Source organism: Pseudomonas sp. XK-1 (genome assembly GCF_038069885.1).
Taxonomy (GTDB): Bacteria; Pseudomonadota; Gammaproteobacteria; order Pseudomonadales; family Pseudomonadaceae; genus Aquipseudomonas.
In genome coordinates, this window is sequence record NZ_JBBPES010000006.1 from 167,002 (window position 1) to 181,154 (window position 14,153).

Here is a 14,153-nt window from a genome sequence, read left to right on the forward strand (position 1 = left end):
GGTTCCTTATTGACCCAGTTGTTCGGCCAGTTCCGCGGAGCGGCTGGCGGCGGCGTTGAGGGCTTTCTCGACCAGGGCTTCGAAACCGCCGGCCTGGAAGGTGTTGATTGCCGCTTCGGTGGTGCCGGCGGGAGAGGTTACGCGGCGACGCAGCTCGCTGGCATCGACATCGCTGGCCACTGCCATGCGCGCTGCCCCAAGGGCGGTGTGCAGGGTGAGCTGGGCGGCGGTGTCGCGGGGCAGGCCGAGCTTCTCCCCGGCAGCGGTCATGGCTTCCATCAGCAGGAAGAAATAGGCCGGGCCGCTGCCGGACACCGCGGTGACGGCGTCGATCAGTTCTTCCTTGTCCAGCCACAGGACCAGGCCGACGGCGCTGAGCAGTTGCTCGGCCTGCTGGCGCTGGGTGGCGGAGACATGGCCGTTGGCGTACAGGCCGCTAACGCCCTGGCGCAGCAGCGCCGGGGTGTTGGGCATGCAACGCACGATGGCTGGGGTCGCCTGCGGCCGTGAGCTGAGCCAGCTTTCCAGGCTGGCGCAGCTGATGCCGGCGGCAATCGATACCAGCAGCTGGCCTTCGCTCAGGTGGGGGGCCAGGTCCTGGCACACCGCTTTCATCACCTGGGGTTTGACCGCCAGCACGATGATATCGGCCCCGGCCGCAGCCTGGGCGTTGTCGGCAAACAGTTCGATGCCGTGCTCGGCGGCGATCTTCGCGCGCTGTTCGGCTCCGCGGTCGCTGGCCTTGATGGCGCTGGCGTCAATGCCCTGGGCGCGTAGGCCGCCGATCAGGCTGGCGGCCATATTGCCGGCACCGATAAAGGCAATGCGGGGAGTGGTCATAGGGGCTTCCTTAATAAGTCTGCTGGCAAATTCGATCAGTTGTGGCCGTAGTCGCGGGCCCCGAACAGGGCTGTGCCGATACGCACCCAGGTCGCGCCTTCGGCGATGGCCGCCTCCAGGTCATGGCTCATGCCCATGGACAGGGTGTCGAGGTCCAGCCCCAGGCCGTCCTGCAGCTCGCGCAGGCGGGCGAAGGCGGCATGCTGGCGGGCCACGTCGTCGGTCGGCTCGGGGATTGTCATCAATCCACGCAGGCGCAGGTTGGGCAGTTGTGTAACCGCCTGTGCCAGGGCCGGCAGTTCATCCGGGTTGCAGCCGGACTTGCTGGACTCGCCGCTGACATTCACCTGCAGGCAGATATTCAGCGCCGGAAGGTGCGCCGGGCGCTGATCGGACAGGCGCTGGGCGATCTTCAGGCGATCCACCGAATGCACCCAGGCGAAGTGCTCGGCAATGGCCTTGGTCTTGTTCGATTGAATGGGGCCGATAAAGTGCCAGATCAAGGGCAGATCGCCGAGTTCGAGCTGTTTTTCCAGGGCCTCCTGCAGGTAGTTCTCGCCGAAATCCCGCACGCCGGCGGCAAACGCCTGGCGAATCGCCGCCGCGGGTTTGGTTTTACTCACTGCGAGCAGGCCGACAGTCGCACAATCTCGCTGTGAGGCTTGCGCCGCCTCACGGATACGTACTCCGACCTTTGCAATATTCTCTGCTATCGTGGACATTACTTGCGCCCGCCGCCTGGGTTTCGCGGCATTCTACCGCCATTAGGGAGTCCCATGGATATCACTGAGTTGCTTGCCTTCAGCGCCAAGCAAGGTGCATCGGACCTGCATCTCTCCGCTGGTCTGCCGCCGATGATTCGGGTCGACGGCGATGTGCGTCGGATCAATTTGCCCGCCCTGGACCATAAACAGGTGCATGCGCTGATCTACGACATCATGAACGACAAGCAGCGCAAGGATTTCGAGGAGTTTCTCGAGACCGACTTCTCCTTCGAGGTGCCGGGCGTCGCGCGTTTCCGGGTCAACGCCTTCAACCAGAACCGTGGTTCCGGCGCGGTGTTCCGGACCATTCCGTCGAAAGTGCTGAGCATGGAAGACCTCGGCATGGGCGAGATCTTCCGCAAGATTTCCGATGTGCCCCGTGGTCTGGTGCTGGTCACCGGGCCAACCGGTTCGGGCAAATCGACCACCCTGGCGGCGATGCTCGACTACATCAACAGCAACAAGTACCACCACATTCTTACCGTGGAAGACCCGATCGAATTCGTCCACGAATCGAAGAAGTGCCTGATCAACCAGCGCGAAGTGCACCGCGATACCCTGGGCTTCTCCGAGGCCCTGCGTTCGGCGCTGCGGGAAGACCCGGACATCATCCTGGTGGGCGAGATGCGTGACCTGGAAACCATCCGCCTGGCCCTGACCGCCGCGGAAACCGGCCACCTGGTATTCGGCACCCTGCACACCACCTCGGCGGCCAAGACCATCGACCGGGTGGTCGACGTGTTCCCCGCCGAAGAGAAATCCATGGTCCGTTCCATGCTCTCCGAATCCCTGCAATCGGTTATCTCCCAGACCCTGCTGAAGAAGATCGGCGGCGGTCGGGTGGCGGCCCACGAAATCATGATCGGCACCCCGGCGATCCGTAACCTGATCCGCGAGGACAAGGTGGCGCAGATGTATTCGGCGATCCAGACTGGCGGTTCGCTGGGCATGCAGACTCTCGACTCCTGCCTCAAGGGGCTGGTGGCCAAGGGCGTCGTCAGCCGCGAAGCGGCTCGTGAGAAAGCCAAAACGCCAGAGAATTTCTAAATCGACAGTATCCGGCGGGCAATTGCCTGTCGGGTTCAGCCCAGCGGCAATACACGCGCCTGCCGCTGGCCTTGCATAACCGCGTGATGCACATGGGCGAACAACGATGGAATTCGAAAAACTGCTGCGCCTGATGGTGGAAAAGGGCGGCTCTGACCTGTTTATCACCGCCGGCGTGCCGCCGTCGATGAAGGTCAACGGCAAGATCATGCCGATTACCAAAACGCCCATGTCACCGGAGCAGACTCGCGAGACCGTGCACTCGGTGATGAACGAGGCACAGCGCCGCGACTTTGCCGAGAATCACGAGTGCAACTTCGCCATCAGCGCCCGTGGCATCGGTCGTTTCCGCGTCAGCGCCTTCTACCAGCGCAACCTGGCCGGCATGGTGCTGCGGCGCATCGAAACCAATATCCCGACCCTGGACGAGCTCAAACTGCCGGAAGTGCTGAAGAAGCTGGCCCTGACCAAGCGCGGCCTGGTGCTGTTTGTCGGTGCCACCGGTACCGGTAAGTCTACCTCCCTGGCGGCGATGATCGGCTACCGCAACAAGAACAGCAGCGGCCACATCATCTCCATCGAAGACCCGATCGAATATATCCACCAGCACCAGAGCTGCATCGTTACCCAGCGCGAAGTGGGCATCGACACCGAGTCCTTCGAGGTGGCGCTGAAGAACACCCTGCGTCAGGCCCCGGACGTGATCCTGATTGGCGAGGTGCGCACCCGCGAAACCATGGACCACGCCGTGGCCTTCGCCGAAACCGGGCACCTGTGCCTGGCCACCTTGCACGCCAACAACGCCAACCAGGCGCTGGACCGCATCATCAACTTCTTCCCGGCCGACCGGCAGAACCAGGTGTGGATGGATCTGTCGCTCAACCTCAAGGCCATCGTCGCCCAGCAGCTGATTCCGACTCCGGATGGCAAGGGCCGCCGGGCGGTGATCGAGGTGCTGATCAACACCCCGCTGGCCGCCGACCTGATCCGCAAGGGCGAGGTGCACGAACTCAAGGCGTTGATGAAACGCTCCACCGAAATGGGTATGCAGACCTTCGATCAGGCCTTGTACAACCTCTACAGCCAGGGCGAGATCACCTACGAAGATGCCCTGCTGTATGCCGACTCGGCCAACGACCTGCGCCTGATGATCAAGCTCGGTTCGGAAGCCGACGGCGATCACCTGAGCAGCATGTCCCAGGGTCTGTCGCTGGAAATCAGCGAAGAGGATCCCGGCAAGCGTTTTCGTTGACAGGCAGCGCCTGCGCGCTGCTGGAACGAATGCGTTTGCCGCCCTGGCGCGCCACGGCCTCGGCCTGGCCGTCGCGCTGCGCGCCGGCGCGGGCCTGGCTCATCAGCTGTGGAATCAGCGGCCCTTCCGGCAGGTTTTTCCAGAAGCGCACCGGCAGGTTGATCTCCAGTACGCTGCGGTTGAGCCGCGCCGGGTTGAAGGTGCTGCCGTAATAGGCCAGCCATAGCGCTTCACCCTCATCCTCTGGTGTTTGCGCCAGGCGTTGCCACGCGTTCGGGCAGGGTCGTTGGTAGTGCAGGCGTTGGCCATCCCAATAGACGCCGTCATCCGGTGTGGCGATCAGCCAGGTACTGCGTCCCAGGCGCTCGGCAAAGTGCTCGCTGGCACTGGGCAGAATGTCGTGGGCGGGCTCATGCCAGGCCACCAGTTGTGGCCCTTGAGCGTTTTCCGGGCGCGGATGAAAGCGTAGAAAGGCATGCAGATGATGAGCCTCGCGTCGCACCGTCTTGAGCCGTTTATGCAGCTGGCTGCCGTCAATATCTCCCGGCAGCATGGCGGCGCGATCACCCCGGGCAACCCGCCAGAGAATCCGATAGAGCAGGCTCCAGCGATCTTCGACGCGAAAACGCGCCGCGCTCTGCAGCAGTTCAAGCAGCTGTTTGGGGATGCGCGGTGCGGGTGTCAGGGCCTGGGTGTTGATGGCGTCAGGCGCGCGGTCGAACAGGCCGCCTTGATCTCCATCGCCCAGCCAGTTGACCTGGTGCGGCGGCACGCCTTGCTGCAATAACGCCCTGGCGACCTCGCGCCAGCCAGCAAAGCTGCCATCGAAGTGCGCGTTGTGCATCACCACAGCACCATCTGAGCGGGCGTTTCACTGAGCTGCTGGCGCAGCAACAGGGATTCGCGGCTGGCCTGCAAGGGCCGATAATCCTGGGTGATGATAAAGGGCTTGGCTTTTTCCAGGGCGCAGCGCAGGCGCGTGAGGTCGTCGAAGCGGATGCGTTTCTGTCGGCGCAGGGCCACCAGGCGCTTGGCGCTGAGCATGCCGATGCCGGGCACGCGGGCGATCATCGCCGGTTCGGCGCGGTTGAGGTCGACCGGGAAGTGCTCGCGGTTGTTCAGTGCCCAGGCCAGTTTCGGGTCGATATCCAACGCCAGGTTGCCGGGGCCGCTAAGCAGTTCGCCCACCTCGAAACCGTAGCCGCGCATCAGGAAATCAGCCTGATACAGGCGGTGCTCGCGTAGCAGGGGCGGCGCTTCGAAGGGCACGGTATTCGGGCTTTGCGGGATCGGACTAAAGGCTGAGTAATACACCCGGCGCAGGCGGTAGTCGCCATAGAGCGAGGCGGCGGTGTGCAGGATGGTGCTGTCATCGGTGGCGTCGGCACCGATGATCATCTGCGTGCTCTGGCCCGCCGGGGCAAAGCGTGGCGCACGTACTTCCGCGCGGGCTTCGCTCTCGCCCTGATGGATCGAGTGCATGGCCTGCTTGATGGTGAGCACCTTTTTTTCCGGGGCCAGGCGGATCAGGCTGCTCTCGGTGGGCAGTTCGATATTCACGCTAAGACGATCGGCATAGCGCCCGGCTTCGGCAATCAGCAGCGGGTCGGCGTCGGGTATGGTCTTGAGGTGGATATAGCCGCGAAACTCGTGCTCTTCGCGCAGCAGCTTGGCCACGCGGATCAGCTGCTCCATGGTGTAGTCGGCCGAGCGGATGATTCCGGAGCTGAGGAACAGCCCGCTGATGCAGTTGCGCTTGTAGAAGTCGAGGGTCAGGGTCACCACTTCTTCCGGGGTAAAGCGCGCGCGCGGCACGTCGCTGGAGCGGCGGTTGACGCAGTACTGGCAGTCATACAGGCAGAAGTTGGTCAGCAGAATTTTCAGCAGCGCCACGCAGCGTCCATCGGGGGTAAAGCTGTGGCAAATGCCCATGCCGTTGGTCGAACCTATTCCGCTCTTACCCTTGGAGCTGCGGTTTGGCGCGCCGCTGCTGGCGCAGGAGGCGTCGTACTTGGCGGCGTCGGCGAGTACGGTGAGTTTTTCGATCAGTTGCATGGTGTCGCCTGCTTAACTGGCTATGCATACAGTATTTAGCAATCGCCTGCAGGCATCAAGCGCTGATATGGCGGGTCGCGCTGCGGATTTCCCTGGGCGGCGAACCTTGCGTAGAGTGTGGCGTCAGATGCAATTCAGGCCATCAGGAGGCACGCACATGCAGCGACAGGACACGCACAGCAAACTTATCGGCTATCTGCTGTGGATTTTTGGCTTTCTCGGTGCGCACCGTTTCTATTACGGCAAGCCGGTGACCGGGACTATCTGGTTCTTCACCTTCGGTCTGCTGTTTATCGGCTGGATCGTCGACCTGTTCCTGATTCCGGCGATGGATCGCGAGGCCGACCTGCGTTTTACCGCGGGCGACACCGACTACAACGTGGCCTGGATTCTGCTGACCTTCCTCGGCATTTTCGGTGTACACCGCATGTACCAGGGCAAGTGGATCACCGGAATCCTCTACCTGTTTACCGGCGGCCTGTTCCTGCTCGGCGTGCTGTATGACTTCTGGACGCTGAACTCTCAGGTATCGATCAAGAACGCTGAACGCGCCTGAATCTCAGGCACGAAAAAGCCCGCTTAATTGCGGGCTTTTTGGTTTCTGGCTGATCCTAGAACCTGTTTTTAACGACGCAGGGCCGACGCGCAGCAGATCGTAAGCAGGTTCTCAGGCCTGGTAGCTGATATGCCCGTCTACCAGGGTGTAGCGCACGGCGCTGGGCAGGCAGTGACCGATAAACGGGCAGTTGGCCCCTTTCGAGTACCAGCTTTCACCGGCCAGGGTCGAAGCCTGCGGATCAAACAGCAGCAGGTCGGCGGGCGCGCCTACGCTCAGGGTGCCGGCAGACAGGCGCAGCGCTTGCGCCGGGCCGCTGCTCAGGCGCGCGAGCAGGGTGGGTAGGTCGAGCAAGCCATCTTGCACCAGGCTCATGGCCAGCGGCAGCAGCAGTTGCACGCTGCTGATGCCCGGCTCGGTGGCACCGAAGGGTGCCAGCTTGGCGTCACGCTCATGGGGCTGGTGGTGGCTGGAGATGGCCGAGATCACCCCGCTTTTTACCGCCGCGCGCAGGCCGTCGCGGTCGGCAGCGGTACGCAGCGGCGGCTGCACGTGATAGAGGCTGGAGAAGTCGATCAGCGCCTCGTCGGTGAGGATCAGCTGATACAGGGCCACATCGGCGGTTACCGGCAGGCCGCGGGCCTGGGCACTGGCGATCAGCTGGGCACCGCGGGCGCTGGTCAGCTGGCTGAAGTGCGCGCGCACGCCGGTCTGCTCGACCAGCAGCAGGTCACGGGCCAGGGCCACGGTTTCGGCGCTTTCCGGAATGCCCGGCAGGCCGAGGAAGCTGGCGGTGGCACCTTCATGGGCCAGGCCGCCTTCGGCCAGATCAAAGTCCTGGGAGTGGAAAATCACCGTCAGATCGAAGGTGGCTGCGTATTCCAGGGCGCGGCGCAGGGTGCGGTTATTGCGAAAGCTGTCCAGGCCGTTGCCGAAGGCCACGCAGCCGGCGTCGCGCAGGGCCACCAGTTCGGCCAGCTGCTCGCCTTCCAGGCCTTTGCTCAGTGCGCCAATCGGGAACACCTTGGTATGCCCGGCTTCGCGGGCGCGGTCGAGAATCAGCTCGGCCACCGCCGGGGTGTCCAGCACCGGTTTGGTAAAGGGTGGGCAGCACAGGCTGGTGACGCCGCCGGCCGCTGCCGCCAGGGTTTCCGTGGCGATGCTGCCCTTGCGGCTGTAACCCGGCTCGCGCAGGGCAACGTTAAGGTCGACCAGGCCGGGTGCGGCGACCAGGCCTTGGGCGTTGATGCTCTGTTCGGCGACGAAGCCGGCCGGAGCCTGGCCGATGGCGACAATCTTGCCGCCTTCGCTATAGATATCGGCGAGCTGATCGAAACCGCTGCTGGGGTCGATGACACGGGCACCGAGGATTGCGATACGCATCAGTTCTGCTCCTCGGCGTCGAGTTGGCGTTGGGCGTTCTGCCCGCTCATGGCCATGGACAGCACCGCCATGCGCACGGCGATGCCGTAGGTGACCTGGTTGAGAATTACCGACTGCGGGCCGTCGGCCACTGCCGATTCGATCTCCACGCCGCGGTTGATCGGGCCCGGGTGCATCACCAGGGCATCCGGCTTGGCCAGCTTGAGGCGCTGTTCGGTCAGGCCGAACAGGCGATAGAACTCGCCCTCACTGGGTAGCAGGCCACCGGTCATGCGCTCGCGCTGCAGGCGCAACATGATCACCACGTCGACATCCTTGAGGCCCGCGGTCATGTCGCTGTAGACCGTCACGCCGTACTGCTCGATACCCACCGGCAGCAGGGTTTTCGGCGCGATCACGCGGATATCCGGGCAGCCCAGGGTTTTCAGCGCGAGCATGTTCGAACGTGCTACTCGTGAATGCAGGATATCGCCGACGATCGCCACCGATAGGTTCTCGAAGCTGCCTTTGTGCCGGCGAATCGTCAGCATATCGAGCATGCCCTGGGTCGGGTGGGCATGACGGCCGTCGCCGCCGTTGATAATTGCCAGGTTCGGGCAGACGTGCTCGGCGATAAAGTGCGCGGCACCGGAGTCGGCATGGCGCACGACGAAGATATCGGCGGCCATGGCTTCGAGGTTGCGCAGGGTGTCGAACAGGGTCTCGCCCTTGCTGGTGGAGCTGGTCGACACGTTGAGGGTGATCACGTCCGCCGACAGGCGCTGGGCCGCCAGCTCGAAGGTGGTGCGGGTGCGTGTGGAATTCTCGAAGAACACGTTGCACACGGTCTTGCCGCGCAGCAGCGGGACTTTTTTCACCGCCCGTGCGCCGACCTCAAGGAAGGAGTCGGCGGTGTCGAGGATTTCCGTCAGCAACTCGCGGGGCAGGCCGTCGAGGGACAGAAAGTGGCGCAGTTGGCCTTGGTCATTCAGCTGCAGCGGGCGCTTGGCGGCTATGGTCGTCATCTGGCGAGTCTCAGTGGGCAAGCGTCTGGAGTTCGAGGGTCAACGGCGTGGGGCCGGACAATTTTACCCGCTGCTCGCCGTCCAGCGACAGGGTCGCACCGACCACGTCCGGGCGGATTGGCAGTTCGCGGGCGTTGAGGTCGAGCAGGCTGACCAGGGTTACGCTGGCCGGGCGGCCGTAATCGAACAGTTCATTGAGGGCGGCACGGATGGTGCGGCCGCTCATCAGCACATCATCGATCAGCACCAGGTGCTGGCCTTCGATCTCGAATGGCAGCTCGGACGGTTGCACCTGCGGGTGCAGGCCGTTCTGGGTGAAGTCGTCACGGTAGAAGGACACATCGAGAATGCCCAGTGCGTCGTCGCGGCCCAGGGCTTCGAGCAGCGCCTGGGCGACCCAGACGCCGCCAGTGCGGATGCCGATAAAGCGCGGTTCGCTGATCTGCCGCTGGTTCAAGTGGCGGGTCAGGGCGGCGGCCATTTGTGGTAGCAGTTCGGCCGGGTTGGGTAAGCTCATGGCAACACTCCAGATGCGGACTCGCGGGCGTTCAGCCCGAACAATTTTCTTCTAGCCAACCCTGTAGCAGGAGAGCCGCGGCCAAAGCGTCGACCGGGCGCTCGCGGTAGCCGCTGTTCTGCCCTTGTTGCAGGCGCTGGCCTTTGGCCTCGTAGGTGGTCAGGCGTTCGTCGTGCGTGTGCACGGGCAGGTTGAAGCGGCCGTTAAGGCGACGGGCGAATTTTTCCGCGCGTTCGCTCATCTCGCTTTTCGTGCCGTCCATATTCAGCGGCAGGCCGACGACTATGGCGTCCGGTTGCCATTCCTTGATCAGCGCTTCGACCTTCTGCCAGTCCGGCACGCCGTTCTGCGCCTTGAGGATGCACAGCTCGCGAGCCTGGCCGGTGATCACCTGGCCGACCGCAACGCCGATCTGTTTGCTGCCGTAGTCGAAGCCCAGCAGTAGGCGCGGCGGTTTTGCTTCGCCCATCAGGCGTGCCCGGCTTGTGAGGTGAGCAGGCTGAGATTGATGCCCAGGCGTGCGGCGGCGGCATTCAGGCGCTGGTCGAAGGGCAGGTCGAAGAGGATGGCGTTGTCCGCCGGGCAGGTCAGCCAGGCGTTGTCGGCCAGTTCGGCCTCCAGCTGACCGGCTTCCCAGCCGGCATAGCCGAGGGTGATCAGGTATTTCTCCGGGCCGCTACCATCGGCGATGGCGAACAGCACATCCTGGGAGGTCGACAGGCCCAGTTCGCCCAGCTCCAGGGTGGCCTGGAACTGCGGACCGCTGGGGTGCAGAACGAAGCCTCGGTCACTCTGTACCGGGCCGCCGGAAAAGATCGGCAGGCTTTGGCACAGCGCCGGCGGCTCTTCGTCCGGGCGCAGCTGCTCTAGCACGTCGGCCAGGTTGAGGCCGTTGGGTTTGTTGATGACCAGGCCCATGGCACCGTGTTCGTTGTGGTCGATCAGGTAGGTCACGGTCTGGGCAAAATGCGGATCGGCCATGTGTGGCATGGCGATCAGGAGGTGATGCTTGAGGTAACTCGGGCTGGCGTCTTTCATGGCGTTAGTTTCAGGCTTCGCGGCAGTCGCTTCAAGCACCACGCGCACGGCGCTAGAAAAAACGCGGGTGCTTCAGTTGCTGGAAAGGCGGTCACCACGCTCGAAGCGCCAGGTGCGAATGATTTCCAGGCGGTCGACATCGGCCAGGTCGCCGGTAAAGGGGGCGAACGGTGCGGCCAGGCGCACGATGCGCTGGGCGGCCTGATCGAGCAGGCGCTGGCCCGAAGATTCCAGCACCAGCACCTCGTAGAGGGTGCCGTCGCGGTTGATCGACACCAGCAGGCGCAGGTTGCCGTAGATACCCTGGCGGCGTGCTTCGTCCGGGTAGTTGAGGTTGCCGATGCGTTCGACCTTCTTGCGCCACTCATCCTTGTACCAGGCACCCTTGTCGCGCATGGTCGAGGCGGCGTTGAGGCGGTGGATCTTCGGGCGTTTGGCGTACTGCTGGACTTCCATGGCCAGCTCGGCTTCCAGGCTGGCGATCTCCGATGACAGTTGTGCGCTGTCGAATACCGGTGCCGGACGGGTCTGCGGCGTTGGTTTGACCTCCTCGCGCTTGACCGGGGTCTTCTGCTGCTGCGGGGCGCGGGTGGCGACTGCGGCTTTCGGTGCTTGCTGGCGTACGGCCGGCTGCTGGGGGGCGGCGGGTGGGGTGACGCGCTTGACTTCGGTGTCCTGAAACAGTGCCTGCTCGGTGGTCTTGGGTGCGGCTTTGTGTTCCAGGGTGCCGCTGCCCTGCTGATTGTCCTGGGCGAGGAAGTCGGCCTCCTTGGGCTTTTCTTCGCTCTTGAAAGTCGACAGGGTGATTTCCAGGGTCTTGCTGATCTGGTTGGGTTCGCTGAGGGTGAAGCCCAGGCCGAGGATCAGCGCGGCATGCAGGGCCGCGGCGAGAAACAGGGTGAAGCCCAGCCGGTCCGCCGGACGTACGCCGGCGCTGGAGAGTTCAGGTGGGTGGGCTGCTGCGTTCATCGTGTTTCAGGTCTGCTGGGGTTGCGCGCAGTCTGACGGTTTGGGGCCGCCAGCTGCAAGCGACAAGCTCGAAGCTGTTACGTGCTTCAAGCTTTCGCCTTGGCCTGCAACTTGCCTTCGATGGCATCCATCAGGCGCTCGCCAATACGGGTGTCGTAGGCTGCGTCGATCTCGCGGATACAGGTCGGGCTGGTGACGTTGATCTCGGTCAGGTGCTCGCCGATCACGTCCAGACCGACGAACAGCAGGCCTTTCTCGCGCAGGGTCGGGCCCACTGCGGCGGCGATTTCGCGGTCGCGCTCGCTTAGCGGGCGGGCTTCGCCGCGACCGCCGGCGGCCAGGTTGCCGCGGGTTTCGCCGGCGGCCGGTATGCGCGCCAGGCAGTAGGGTACCGGTTCGCCGTCGATCATCAGGATGCGCTTGTCGCCATCCTTGATCCCCGGCAGATAACCCTGGGCCATGATCTGCTGCTGGCCATGGTTGGTCAGGGCCTCGAGGATCACCGACAGGTTGGGGTCGCCTTCGCGGTGGCGAAAGATCATCGAACCGCCCATGCCATCGAGGGGTTTGAGAATGATGTCACGGTGCTCCTGGGCAAACTCGCGCAGAATGTCGGCCCGGCGACTGACCAGGGTCGGCGGTGTGTACTGGGGAAACTGGGTGGCAAAGTATTTTTCATTGCAGTCGCGCAGGCTCTGTGGGCGGTTGACCACCAAGACGCCAGCCTGTTCGGCTTGTTCCAACAAGTAGGTCGAGTACACGAACTCGTTGTCGAAGGGTGGATCCTTGCGCATCAGGATCACATCGAGCTCGGCGAGGGGCAGATCCTGCTCCGTGCCCAGTTCGAACCAGCGCTGCGGGTCGTTGAATACACTAAGCTGTGAGAGGCGCGCGCGCGCTTCACCTTTTTTCTGGTAAAGATCCTTCTGCTCCATATAGAAGAGCGACCAGCCGCGCGCTTGGGCAGCCAGCAGCATGGCCAGCGAACTGTCCTTCTTGAAGGCGATCTGGCTGATGGGGTCCATGACTATGCCGAGGCGGACGCTCATGGCAGTGTTCTCCGTAAAATGGCAGCGAATAACGTGATGTGGCGTCAGGGTGGCGCTGACAAGTCGGGTGGTCAAGGAAAAAACCTTGGCCCCGAGCGGCTTATAGATTGCATCTGGAGAGTGTGCTAAAAAGGCCCGACGATTGGGTTGTAGCCCGTCGGTGACAGGGCCTCAGGCGCACTGATATAACGCAAAATAACGACTCACCGAGGCGATGGTAGGGCAATCATGGAACAGCATTCCGAGGGTTTGAGGGTGATGGTGATCGACGATTCGAAAACGATTCGTCGTACCGCGGAAACCCTGCTGAAAAAGGTGGGCTGCGAGGTAATTACCGCAGTTGACGGCTTCGATGCCTTGGCAAAGATCGCCGATACCCATCCGAATATCATTTTTGTCGACATTATGATGCCGCGGCTCGATGGCTATCAGACCTGTGCCTTGATCAAGAACAACAGCGCTTTCAAATCCACCCCGGTGATCATGCTGTCCTCCAAGGACGGTCTGTTCGACAAGGCCAAAGGCCGCATCGTCGGCTCCGATCAGTACCTGACCAAGCCCTTCAGCAAAGAAGAGTTGCTCGGTGCGATCAAGGCTCACGTACCGGACTTTATCCCGGTGGAGCAAGCCTCCTGACGTCTGCGGCATCGCCCCGGACGCCTATTTAAAGTATTAGGAAACACCATGGCTCGAATTCTGATTGTTGATGACTCGCCGACCGAAATGTACAAGCTGACCGCCATGCTGGAAAAGCACGGGCATCAGGTACTCAAGGCGGAAAACGGTGCGGACGGCGTGGCGCTTGCTCGCCAGGAAAAACCGGACGCGGTGCTGATGGATATCGTCATGCCGGGCCTCAATGGTTTCCAGGCGACCCGCCAGCTGACCAAGGATGCCGAGACCAGCCATATTCCGGTGATCATCGTCACCACCAAGGATCAGGAAACCGACAAGGTCTGGGGCAAGCGCCAGGGCGCGAAGGATTATCTGACCACGCCGGTCGACGAAGACACCCTGGTGAAAACCCTGAATGCGGTATTGGCCGGCTAAACACCGTGTCAGTCCGCAATTAAAAAAGAATAAGGCCGCAACAGGCATGTCGGACGCGCAAACACCTTTCCAAACCCTTCTCGATATCGACCAGCTCTGTCGCGCGCTGGCGGCCGGGCTGCCTTCGCAGCAGGCGCTGGTGCAGACCTGGAGCGGTATCGGTTTTCGTATGGGCGAGCGGTTCTTCGTCGCGCCCATGGGCGAAGTCGGCGAAGTGCTGCACGAGCCGCGTTATACCCTGTTGCCCGGCGTGAAGAGCTGGGTCAAGGGCGTGGCCAACGTGCGCGGCCGCCTGTTGCCGGTCATGGATCTATGCGGCTTCTTCGGCCATGAACTGTCACCGCTGCGCAAGAAGCGGCGGGTACTGGTGGTCGATCACCAGGATGTCTTCGCCGGCCTTACGGTCGACGAAGTGTTCGGCATGCAGCATTTTCCAGTGGATACCTTCTCCGAGCGGCTGCCACCGCTGGAGGCATCCATCTCTCCTTTCATTCATGGAGTCTTCCAACGTGAACAGCCCTGGTTGGTGTTCAGCCCACACGCGCTGGCCCAGAACCCGGGTTTTCTCGATGTGGCGTATTAACAGTTTATCGGTGGGGTCGGCATTGCCGGCCTTTTGGCGTTACATG

17 protein-coding genes are annotated in these 14,153 nt (G+C 62.8%); 6 read left to right on the plus strand and 11 right to left on the minus strand.

Going from position 1 to position 14,153, the window contains the following annotated elements; all coding sequences use genetic code 11:
* Positions 1 to 6: 6 nt before the first annotated feature.
* Together proC and WMW70_RS16915 are read right to left on the minus strand one after the other, a co-directional pair.
* Complete coding sequence (gene proC / locus WMW70_RS16910) at positions 7 to 840, minus strand: pyrroline-5-carboxylate reductase (protein ID WP_341438627.1); 834 nt, start codon at positions 838 to 840, stop codon at positions 7 to 9.
* A gap of 35 nt (positions 841 to 875) precedes the next feature.
* Positions 876 to 1,562 (minus strand): YggS family pyridoxal phosphate-dependent enzyme, encoded by a 687-nt coding sequence (locus WMW70_RS16915; RefSeq protein ID WP_341438628.1) that lies wholly within the window; start codon positions 1,560 to 1,562, stop codon positions 876 to 878.
* A gap of 54 nt (positions 1,563 to 1,616) precedes the next feature.
* Here WMW70_RS16915 and WMW70_RS16920 point away from each other — a divergent pair, with 54 nt between their 5' ends.
* Together WMW70_RS16920 and WMW70_RS16925 are read left to right on the plus strand one after the other, a co-directional pair.
* Positions 1,617 to 2,651 (plus strand): type IV pilus twitching motility protein PilT, encoded by a 1,035-nt coding sequence (locus tag WMW70_RS16920; protein WP_341438629.1) that lies wholly within the window; start codon positions 1,617 to 1,619, stop codon positions 2,649 to 2,651.
* Between the two features lie 106 nt (positions 2,652 to 2,757).
* Complete coding sequence (locus WMW70_RS16925; protein ID WP_341438630.1) at positions 2,758 to 3,903, plus strand: PilT/PilU family type 4a pilus ATPase; 1,146 nt, start codon at positions 2,758 to 2,760, stop codon at positions 3,901 to 3,903.
* Here the strand turns inward: WMW70_RS16925 and WMW70_RS16930 are convergent.
* Positions 3,869 to 4,747, minus strand: a complete 879-nt coding sequence (locus WMW70_RS16930; protein ID WP_341438631.1) for a TIGR03915 family putative DNA repair protein — start codon at positions 4,745 to 4,747, stop codon at positions 3,869 to 3,871. The two genes, WMW70_RS16925 and WMW70_RS16930, sit on opposite strands and share 35 nt — an antisense overlap.
* Complete coding sequence (locus WMW70_RS16935) at positions 4,747 to 5,958, minus strand: putative DNA modification/repair radical SAM protein (protein WP_341438632.1); 1,212 nt, start codon at positions 5,956 to 5,958, stop codon at positions 4,747 to 4,749. The genes WMW70_RS16930 and WMW70_RS16935 overlap by 1 nt, the downstream gene beginning before the upstream one ends.
* 157 nt (positions 5,959 to 6,115) lie before the next feature.
* Between WMW70_RS16935 and WMW70_RS16940 the strand changes: the two genes are divergently transcribed.
* Positions 6,116 to 6,514, plus strand: a complete 399-nt coding sequence (locus WMW70_RS16940) for a TM2 domain-containing protein (RefSeq protein WP_341438633.1) — start codon at positions 6,116 to 6,118, stop codon at positions 6,512 to 6,514.
* A 111-nt stretch (positions 6,515 to 6,625) separates the two neighbouring features.
* Here WMW70_RS16940 and WMW70_RS16945 read toward each other — a convergent pair whose 3' ends face one another.
* The 7 genes from WMW70_RS16945 to gshB form a co-directional block, all read right to left on the minus strand.
* The gene (locus WMW70_RS16945) at positions 6,626 to 7,897 is read right to left on the minus strand and encodes a dihydroorotase (protein WP_341438634.1); all 1,272 of its coding nucleotides are present in this window, start codon (positions 7,895 to 7,897) and stop codon (positions 6,626 to 6,628) included.
* Positions 7,897 to 8,901 carry an aspartate carbamoyltransferase catalytic subunit gene (locus tag WMW70_RS16950; RefSeq protein ID WP_341438635.1) on the minus strand — a complete coding sequence of 335 codons (1,005 nt, stop codon included), beginning with the start codon at positions 8,899 to 8,901 and terminating at the stop codon, positions 7,897 to 7,899. Before WMW70_RS16950 ends, WMW70_RS16945 begins: the two co-directional genes overlap by 1 nt.
* Before the next feature lie 10 nt (positions 8,902 to 8,911).
* Positions 8,912 to 9,418 carry a bifunctional pyr operon transcriptional regulator/uracil phosphoribosyltransferase PyrR gene (gene pyrR / locus WMW70_RS16955; protein ID WP_341438636.1) on the minus strand — a complete coding sequence of 169 codons (507 nt, stop codon included), beginning with the start codon at positions 9,416 to 9,418 and terminating at the stop codon, positions 8,912 to 8,914.
* Between the two features lie 31 nt (positions 9,419 to 9,449).
* Positions 9,450 to 9,887, minus strand: a complete 438-nt coding sequence (gene ruvX, locus WMW70_RS16960) for a Holliday junction resolvase RuvX (RefSeq protein ID WP_341438637.1) — start codon at positions 9,885 to 9,887, stop codon at positions 9,450 to 9,452.
* Positions 9,887 to 10,456 carry a YqgE/AlgH family protein gene (locus WMW70_RS16965; RefSeq protein ID WP_341438638.1) on the minus strand — a complete coding sequence of 190 codons (570 nt, stop codon included), beginning with the start codon at positions 10,454 to 10,456 and terminating at the stop codon, positions 9,887 to 9,889. Before WMW70_RS16965 ends, ruvX begins: the two co-directional genes overlap by 1 nt.
* A 72-nt stretch (positions 10,457 to 10,528) precedes the next feature.
* The gene (locus tag WMW70_RS16970) at positions 10,529 to 11,425 is read right to left on the minus strand and encodes an energy transducer TonB (protein ID WP_325503637.1); all 897 of its coding nucleotides are present in this window, start codon (positions 11,423 to 11,425) and stop codon (positions 10,529 to 10,531) included.
* An 86-nt stretch (positions 11,426 to 11,511) separates the two neighbouring features.
* Positions 11,512 to 12,474: a glutathione synthase gene (gene gshB, locus WMW70_RS16975; RefSeq protein ID WP_341438639.1), complete on the minus strand. Its 963-nt coding sequence runs from the start codon at positions 12,472 to 12,474 to the stop codon at positions 11,512 to 11,514.
* A 228-nt stretch (positions 12,475 to 12,702) separates the two neighbouring features.
* Between gshB and pilG the strand changes: the two genes are divergently transcribed.
* The 3 genes from pilG to WMW70_RS16990 are packed head-to-tail and all read left to right on the plus strand — an operon-like array spanning position 12,703 to position 14,107.
* Positions 12,703 to 13,110: a twitching motility response regulator PilG gene (gene pilG, locus WMW70_RS16980; RefSeq protein WP_090446514.1), complete on the plus strand. Its 408-nt coding sequence runs from the start codon at positions 12,703 to 12,705 to the stop codon at positions 13,108 to 13,110.
* Between the two features lie 48 nt (positions 13,111 to 13,158).
* Positions 13,159 to 13,524, plus strand: a complete 366-nt coding sequence (gene pilH / locus WMW70_RS16985) for a twitching motility response regulator PilH (RefSeq protein WP_341438640.1) — start codon at positions 13,159 to 13,161, stop codon at positions 13,522 to 13,524.
* 46 nt (positions 13,525 to 13,570) lie between these two features.
* Positions 13,571 to 14,107, plus strand: coding sequence for a chemotaxis protein CheW (locus WMW70_RS16990; RefSeq protein WP_341438641.1), 537 nt, complete (start codon positions 13,571 to 13,573; stop codon positions 14,105 to 14,107).
* Positions 14,108 to 14,153 lie beyond the last annotated feature (46 nt).

Bases quoted from the DNA above. Each gene is read 5' to 3' on its own strand.
- proC (WP_341438627.1), bottom strand. From the start codon at position 840: ATGACCACTCCCCGCATTGCCTTTATCGGTGCCGGCAATATGGCCGCC.
- WMW70_RS16915 (WP_341438628.1), bottom strand. From the start codon at position 1,562: ATGTCCACGATAGCAGAGAATATTGCAAAGGTCGGAGTACGTATCCGT.
- WMW70_RS16920 (WP_341438629.1), top strand. From the start codon at position 1,617: ATGGATATCACTGAGTTGCTTGCCTTCAGCGCCAAGCAAGGTGCATCG.
- WMW70_RS16925 (WP_341438630.1), top strand. From the start codon at position 2,758: ATGGAATTCGAAAAACTGCTGCGCCTGATGGTGGAAAAGGGCGGCTCT.
- WMW70_RS16930 (WP_341438631.1), bottom strand. From the start codon at position 4,747: ATGCACAACGCGCACTTCGATGGCAGCTTTGCTGGCTGGCGCGAGGTC.
- WMW70_RS16935 (WP_341438632.1), bottom strand. From the start codon at position 5,958: ATGCAACTGATCGAAAAACTCACCGTACTCGCCGACGCCGCCAAGTAC.
- WMW70_RS16940 (WP_341438633.1), top strand. From the start codon at position 6,116: ATGCAGCGACAGGACACGCACAGCAAACTTATCGGCTATCTGCTGTGG.
- WMW70_RS16945 (WP_341438634.1), bottom strand. From the start codon at position 7,897: ATGCGTATCGCAATCCTCGGTGCCCGTGTCATCGACCCCAGCAGCGGT.
- WMW70_RS16950 (WP_341438635.1), bottom strand. From the start codon at position 8,901: ATGACGACCATAGCCGCCAAGCGCCCGCTGCAGCTGAATGACCAAGGC.
- pyrR (WP_341438636.1), bottom strand. From the start codon at position 9,418: ATGAGCTTACCCAACCCGGCCGAACTGCTACCACAAATGGCCGCCGCC.
- ruvX (WP_341438637.1), bottom strand. From the start codon at position 9,887: ATGGGCGAAGCAAAACCGCCGCGCCTACTGCTGGGCTTCGACTACGGC.
- WMW70_RS16965 (WP_341438638.1), bottom strand. From the start codon at position 10,456: ATGAAAGACGCCAGCCCGAGTTACCTCAAGCATCACCTCCTGATCGCC.
- WMW70_RS16970 (WP_325503637.1), bottom strand. From the start codon at position 11,425: ATGAACGCAGCAGCCCACCCACCTGAACTCTCCAGCGCCGGCGTACGT.
- gshB (WP_341438639.1), bottom strand. From the start codon at position 12,474: ATGAGCGTCCGCCTCGGCATAGTCATGGACCCCATCAGCCAGATCGCC.
- pilG (WP_090446514.1), top strand. From the start codon at position 12,703: ATGGAACAGCATTCCGAGGGTTTGAGGGTGATGGTGATCGACGATTCG.
- pilH (WP_341438640.1), top strand. From the start codon at position 13,159: ATGGCTCGAATTCTGATTGTTGATGACTCGCCGACCGAAATGTACAAG.
- WMW70_RS16990 (WP_341438641.1), top strand. From the start codon at position 13,571: ATGTCGGACGCGCAAACACCTTTCCAAACCCTTCTCGATATCGACCAG.